Origin of the sequence: Streptomyces sp. NPDC059668, from assembly GCF_042734135.1 — a bacterium.
GTDB lineage: Bacteria > Actinomycetota > Actinomycetes > Streptomycetales > Streptomycetaceae > Streptomyces.
Map to the genome: position 1 here is coordinate 44340 of NZ_JBHWEL010000067.1, position 6885 is coordinate 51224.

Annotated in this window: 5 protein-coding genes; 4 read left to right on the plus strand and 1 reads right to left on the minus strand. The window is 72.6% G+C overall.

Features of this window, described 5'->3' with window-relative positions:
* The first annotated feature begins 345 nt into the window (after positions 1-345).
* Positions 346-2244 (plus strand): AMP-dependent synthetase/ligase, encoded by a 1899-nt coding sequence (locus tag ACFV2J_RS33710; protein ID WP_385092133.1) that lies wholly within the window; start codon positions 346-348, stop codon positions 2242-2244.
* A 152-nt stretch (positions 2245-2396) separates the two neighbouring features.
* Here ACFV2J_RS33710 and ACFV2J_RS33715 read toward each other — a convergent pair whose 3' ends face one another.
* On the minus strand, positions 2397-2600 hold the full coding sequence (locus tag ACFV2J_RS33715; RefSeq protein ID WP_010986243.1) for a cold-shock protein: 204 nt from the start codon (positions 2598-2600) through the stop codon (positions 2397-2399).
* Between the two features lie 344 nt (positions 2601-2944).
* Between ACFV2J_RS33715 and ACFV2J_RS33720 the strand changes: the two genes are divergently transcribed.
* The 3 genes from ACFV2J_RS33720 (at position 2945) to ACFV2J_RS33730 (ending at position 6698) form a co-directional block, all read left to right on the plus strand.
* Positions 2945-3793: a menaquinone biosynthetic enzyme MqnA/MqnD family protein gene (locus tag ACFV2J_RS33720; protein ID WP_385092130.1), complete on the plus strand. Its 849-nt coding sequence runs from the start codon at positions 2945-2947 to the stop codon at positions 3791-3793.
* Positions 3794-3958: 165 nt separating this feature from the next.
* Entirely contained in the window at positions 3959-5755 is a 1797-nt protein-coding gene (locus ACFV2J_RS33725) for a protein kinase (RefSeq protein WP_385092145.1), read from the plus strand.
* A 142-nt stretch (positions 5756-5897) separates the two neighbouring features.
* Complete coding sequence (locus ACFV2J_RS33730; protein ID WP_385092127.1) at positions 5898-6698, plus strand: prepilin peptidase; 801 nt, start codon at positions 5898-5900, stop codon at positions 6696-6698.
* The last annotated feature ends 187 nt before the right edge of the window (positions 6699-6885 follow it).

Below are 6885 nucleotides of genomic sequence, written 5' to 3' on the forward strand. Positions count from 1 at the left end.
TCTCCTGAATCGCCGGCCGGGCTCGATGTCACGGACCCGCGTTCCAGCCCGTCCGGCGTTTGGGGGCGAGCCCTTCGGGCGGGCGGGGGCCCAGGGGGCGGCGGCCCCTTGGTGGGGTCCGGGGCGGAGCCCCCGTGGATGGGACGGGCAGGGCGGCGGGGGCGAAGAAGAGGGCTACCTCGGGTAACTCGCACCGCGCCCGCCCCAAACGCCCACAAACCCCACACTCCGGCCCCGTACGATCCCGCTCACCCCTGTCTCGCGTGAACCCCCCACCCGCCAGGCCCGTATGAGGCTTCGGCCCCCTCGAGCCGCCCTGGTCCCGGCAGACAAAGGAGTCGCCCCGTGCCCAGCCCGTACCACTCCCCGCCCTCCCTCGTGGAGCCCGAGATCAGGCGGTTGGACGGTGTCGTGCGCGAGGTGTCCGTGCCGCCCCTGGCCGCCCGGGTGACCCACGGTTCCCTCGCCGACATCCCGTTCGACAACGCCACCGAGGCCCCCGGGGAACCGGTCCTCAGCCGCAAGGGCCCCGACGGCGACTGGCAGGACGTGACGGCGGCCGAGTTCGCCGCCCAGGTGCTGGCGGTCGCGAAGGGGCTGATCGCCGAGGGCCTGGCGCCGGGCGACCGCATCGCGATCATGGCCCGGACGACGTACGAGTGGACGCTCCTGGACTTCGCCGCCTGGGCCGCCGGGCTCGTCACCGTGCCCGTCTACCCCACCTCCTCCGTCTTCCAGGTCCGCTGGATCCTCCAGGACTCGGGAGCCGTCGCGCTCGCCACGGAGACCGTGGCCCAGGCGTCCGCGCTCGGCCCGGAGCGCGACCGGATCCCCGACCTGCGGCACATGTGGGTCTTCGAGAAGGGGCACGTGGAGCGGCTGGCCGAGCGGGGCCGGGACGTACCGGACCAGGAAGTCGCCGTACGCCGGGGCGTCCTGGGACCCGACACCCTCGCCACCCTCATCTACACCTCGGGCACCACCGGCCGCCCCAAGGGCTGCGCGCTCACCCACGGCAACTTCTTCGCCGAGATCGACAACGCGATCGAACTGCTCTACCCGATCTTCAGGAGCAAGACGTCGGACGCCGCGTCGATGCTCCTCTTCCTGCCTCTCTCGCACGTCTTCGGACGGATGGTCGCGGTGGCCTGCCTGCGCGCCCGGGTACGGCTCGGGCACGCGCCGAGCCTGCGCACCGAGGACCTGCTCGCCGACCTGGCGAGCTTCCGGCCCACCTTCCTGCTGGCCATCCCGTACGTCCTGGAGAAGGTGTTCAACACCGGCCGGGCGACGGCCGAGAAGATGGGCCGCGGCGCGTCCTTCGACCGGGCGGCGCGCATCGCGTGCGGCTACGGCGAGGCGGTCGAGGCCCGGCAGCACGGCACCGGCCCGGGCCCCTCCCGCTCCCTGCGCGCGGCCCGCGCCCTCTACGACCCGCTGGTCTACCGGCGCATCCGCAACGCGCTCGGCGGCAAGGTCCGTTACGCGATCTGCGGCGGCTCCCCGCTGGGCCGCCGGCTCGCCGCGTTCTACGCGGGCGCCGGTATCGAGATCTACGAGGGGTACGGCCTGACGGAGGCCACCGCGGCCGCCACGGTCACGCCTCCGGTCAAACCCCGGCTGGGAACGGTGGGCTGGCCGCTGCCGGGCACCCGGGTACGGATCGCGGGCGACGGCGAGGTCCTGCTGAGCGGCGAACAGATCTTCCGCGGGTACTGGGATCCGCACGCGGGCGGGGTGGTCGACGCGGCACCCGACGGCTGGTTCGCCACCGGCGACATCGGCGAGCTGGACGACGGGGGCTATCTGTCCATCACCGGCCGCAAGAAGGAGATCCTGATCACCGCGGGCGGCAAGAGCGTGGCCCCGGCGCCGCTGGAGAACTGGCTCCGCTCGCACCCCCTGATCTCCCAGTGCATCGTCCTCGGCGACCGCCGGCCCTACGTCACCGCCCTCGTCACCCTCGACCTCGACGGCATCACCCACTGGCGCCAGATGATCGGCAAGCACCCGGTGCCGCCGGAGCTGCTGGTCGACGACCCCGAGCTGAACGTCATCATCCAGCGCGCGATCGACGAGGCCAACAAGCTCGTCTCCCGTCCCGAGTCCATCCGCCGCTTCGCCGTCCTTCCGGTGGACTTCACGGAGGAGGCCGGCCATGTGACCCCCACCCTGAAGCTCAAGAGGGCGGCGATCGAACGTGACTTCGGCAAGGAGATCGAGAGCCTGTACCTGACGCCGTGACGCCGTGACGCCGTGACGCCGTGACGCCGGCGGGAATCCGGCGGGGTGGTGAACGGTGGAAAAGGCAGGAGCCCCGCGACCGGCTGGCGCGGGGCTCCTTGGGTACTGCTATCCGTTCCGGATCAAAGCATTGGGCTCATGGAGCCGAAGGCTTAGAGCGGGGTGACGTTCTCCGCCTGCGGGCCCTTCGGACCCTGCGTGACGTCGAAGGAAACCGACTGGTTCTCTTCGAGAGAGCGGAATCCGCTCGCGTTGATCGCGGAGTAGTGGACGAAGACGTCCGGGCCGCCGCCTTCCTGGGCGATGAAACCAAAGCCCTTTTCGGCGTTGAACCACTTCACGGTTCCGGTAGCCATAAGCCCTCCTTGGGCCCAAAGGGTTGCCCTGCTCCAGAACCTGCGATTGTGTAAACAACTGCATACGTCTGAAAACGACGAGAGCCCGCGGTCACATGCTCCGCAGGCTCTGTACTGCAAGGGAAACCAAACTGCAACTTGCGGCGAGCCTAGCACGCAGGCAGCCGAAAGCAATAGGGGGAAAAGATCACGTCACCCGGATGTCTGACCCGTCCGGCGTATGCGTTGACGTCGTGGTGTCGGCCCACCGTCGTGAGGGTGGCCGCAGCAGGTCGGGGCGGTCGGCGAAGCCTCGCGGGGACCCTGAGGACTGCACCGTACCGCATGGGGTCTAGCCTCGCGATGTGGACAATTCTCGCACCCGGCCGCGCGTCGGCCACATCCAGTTCCTGAACTGCCTGCCCCTCTACTGGGGGCTCGCGAGAACGGGCACGCTCCTCGACTTCGAGCTCACCAAGGACACCCCGGAGAAGCTCAGCGAGAAGCTGGTGCAGGGCGATCTCGACATCGGGCCCATCACGCTCGTCGAGTTCCTCAAGCACGCCGACGAGCTGGTGGCCTTCCCCGACATCGCGGTCGGCTGCGACGGTCCGGTGATGTCCTGTGTGATCGTCTCGCAGGTCCCGCTGGACCGGCTGGACGGCGCCAGGGTCGCCCTCGGCTCGACCTCTCGTACGTCTGTGCGCCTGGCGCAGTTGCTGCTGGCGGAGAGCGTGGGGGTCCAGCCGTCCTACTACACCTGCCCGCCCGACCTCAGCCTGATGATGCAGGAGGCCGACGCCGCCGTACTCATCGGGGACGCGGCGCTGCGGGCCAACCTGCTCGACGGGCCGAAGTTCGGTCTGCAGGTGCACGACCTCGGGACCCTGTGGAAGGAGTGGACGGGACTGCCGTTCGTCTTCGCCGTGTGGGCCGCCCGCCGCGACTACCTGGAGCGCGAACCGCTCGTCACCCGCAAGGTGCACGAGGCGTTCCTCTCCTCCCGGGACCTCTCCCTCGACGAGGTCTCCAAGGTCGCCGAGCAGGCAGCCCGCTGGGAGGCCTTCGACGAGCGGGTCCTGGAGCGCTACTTCACCACGCTCGACTTCCGCTTCGGGGCCCCGCAGCTGGCGGCCGTGCGGGAGTTCGCCCGGCGGGTCGGCTCGACCACCGGGTTCCCCACGGACGTACGGGTGGAGCTGCTGAAGCCCTGAAGCCCCGAGGTGCTGAAGCCCTGAAGCCCTGAGGTGCTGAAGCTCCGAGGCCCTGAGGTACTGAGGTCCTGAAGCCCGGGGGTCCCGCACGCTCGGAGGCGTACGGAACTACCCTGCTGGGCAGTGCGTCCTGTGCGTACGGGGGAGGGATGAGCTGTGAGTGTCATGCAGCCGCTCGGAGTCGACGAACCCACGGTCGTGGGGCCCTACCGGCTGCTCGGCCGGCTCGGCTCCGGCGGCATGGGGCGCGTGTACCTGGGCCGCAGCGCGGGCGGGCGTACGGTCGCGGTCAAGATCGTGCACCCGCACTTCGCGCTGGACGAGGAGTTCCGCGCCCGGTTCCGTCGCGAGGTCGAGGCCGCGCGACGGGTGGGCGGCGCGTGGACGGCCCCGGTCCTGGACGCGGACCCGGAGGCACCGGTGCCCTGGGTGGCGACGGGGTACGCGGCGGGTCCCTCGCTCGCGGCCGCCGTGGCGGACACGGGCCCCCTGCCGGTCGCGTCCGTGCGGGTGCTGGGCGCGGGCCTCGCCGAGGCGCTCGGGGCGGTGCACGTGCTCGGCCTCGTCCACCGCGACGTCAAGCCCTCCAACGTCCTGCTGACCCTCGACGGCCCCCTCCTCATCGACTTCGGCATCGCCCGTGCGACCGACGGCACGGCCTCGCTCACCTCGACGGGCGTCTCCGTCGGCTCTCCCGGCTACATGTCGCCGGAGCAGATCCTCGGCAAGGCGGTCACGGGGGCGGCCGACGTCTTCTCGCTCGGCGCGGTGCTGGTGTACGCGGCGACGGGGGAGTCCCCCTTCCCCGGTGACTCCTCGGCCGCCCTCCTCTACAAGGTGGTGCACGAGGAACCCCGGCTCGGCTCCCTGGAAGGCGAGTTGCGCGACCTGGCGGCGGCCTGTCTGGCGAAGAACCCGGACGGCCGGCCGGCGCCCGCCGAGGTGGCCGCGCGGCTGGCCCCCGGCGGGGCGGCCCGCTCGGTGACGGCGGGATGGCTGCCGGGGCAACTGGTCGAGCAGGTCAGCCGCAGCGCGGTGCAGTTGCTGAACCTGGAGGCGGCGGGGGCCGCGCCGTCGGGACCGGTGGGCTTCGACAGCCCCTCGGTGGGCACGCGCCCGGGCGCCGGGGCGTCGGACGCCGGGGCGTCGGACGCCGGGACCTCGGAGGCAGGGACGCCGGGCGCCGGGACGCCCGCGACCGGCGGGGTCTTCGGGCCGCCACCCGCGATGCCTCCCTACCCCGTACGGCCCGCGCACCCCACGTACGTACCGGACCGGCGCGAACCGCGGGACGCGGTCGAGGCCCGCGCCGACCACTCCGCCCGCGCCGACCCCTCCGCCCGCCCCGATCCGGGCCACGACCCCGGCAAGCTCTCCGTCAGTCTGGCCACGACCTCGGTCCCCGGCCCGGACGGCCGTGGACGCAGGGTCAGTTGCACGGTCGCCCTGGCGGTCGCCGGCGCGCTGGCGGCGGTGACGGTCGGCTCGGCGTTCCTCTTCGACCTGCTGCCGGGCGGCGATCGTTCCTCGGACTCCGGGGGCGACTCGGCGGCGAGCCGTCCGGCCGCGTCGTCGGGCACGTCAGGCCCGGCGGCCAGGGAACCCGGTTCGGTGCCCGCGAAGTACCTCGGCACCTGGGAGGGCGACGGCTACGCGCTGGACGGGAAGCTGCCCGCGGGCACCTTCCGCGTCACCCTGCGCCGGGCCGCCGTGGGCAAGGAACTGGGCACGTTCCGGTCGACCGACCTGCTCGGCGGCGTCTGCGAGGACGTACTCGTCCTGAAGAAGGTCACGGACCAGCGGCTCACCGCGACGAGCGTCGCCAGGAAGTCCAACCCCGGCACCTGCACGACGGGCAGCCACGAGGTGCGGCTGACCCCCGCCAAGGGCGACCTCAAGTACGAGACCGACAACCCGGACGCGGGCGATCCGATCGCACGGATGTCGAAACTGCCCAACTAGCCCCGCGCACGGGCCATGTGGCCCGCTGGAGGCGACGGACCGCTGGAGACGACGGACCCGTGGAGACGGCGGACCGCTGGAGACGACGGACCGGGGGAAGCACGCCCTGCCCGGACCGCGGCCGGCTGCGTAGGGTGGGCGCGTGGACCCCGTTCTCTGGCTGACCGCCCTCGCCGCCGCCTGGGGCGCGGCGGCGGGTGTGCTCGTGCCACGGGCCGCCCACCGCTTCTCCGTCGAGCCGGACGAGGCGTGGCGGGACCGGTGTCCCGGCGGGCACGCCATCACCGGTGTCGCGGGCGGCTGGCTCGGACCCGCCCGCTGCGCCGAGTGCGCCGGCCGTACGGTGCCGGCGGCGTCCGGTGCCGCGGGGCGCCCGGCACGGCTCGCCGCCGCGGCGTCGTACGGACCGCGCACGCCCCTCGTGGCCCTCGCCACCGCCCTCGTCTGCGCCGGCCTCGCCCTCGCCACCGGAACCCGCCCCGAACTGGGCGCCTGGCTGCTGCTCGCACCGCTCGGCGTGCTGCTCGCGGTCGTGGACTTCGGGGTGCAGCGGCTCCCGGACGTGCTCACCCTGCCGCTCGCCGGCCTCGCGCTCGTACTGCTGGGCGCCGCCGCCGGCCTGCCCGAACACGCCGGGAACTGGCCGACCGCGCTGTTCGGTGCCCTCGCGCTCGGCTGCGCCTACTTCCTCCTCTTCCTCGTCAATCCGAACGGCATGGGGTTCGGGGACGTGAAGCTCGCGCTCGGGCTCGGGGCGGTGCTCGGCTGGTACGGCTGGGGGACCGTCGTCCTCGGGACCTTCGCCGGGTTCCTGTTCGGGGGGCTGTACGGACTGGGCCTCGTCCTGGCGCGCCGCGCCGGGCGCCGGACGTCGATCCCGTTCGGGCCGTTCCTGATCGCGGGGGCGTACCTCGGGCTCCTGATGGGGGCGTACGCGGCCTGACGTCGGGCTCCTCGCAGGGCTGGCGTAGGCTGGCCAGGTCCGTCCACACCCTTATGAAAGGGACGCTCCCGGTGACCGAGAAGGCCGACCTTCAGTCCGTCCTCGACCGTGCCGCCGAGGGTGGGCGCATCACCCCGGAAGAGGCCCTCGACCTCTACCGTGACGCCCCGCTGCACGCGCTGGGCGC

Coding starts and splice junctions, on each gene's coding strand:
- ACFV2J_RS33715 (WP_010986243.1), bottom strand. CDS start 2,600: ATGGCTACCGGAACCGTGAAGTGGTTCAACGCCGAAAAGGGCTTTGGT.
- ACFV2J_RS33725 (WP_385092145.1), top strand. CDS start 3,959: ATGCAGCCGCTCGGAGTCGACGAACCCACGGTCGTGGGGCCCTACCGG.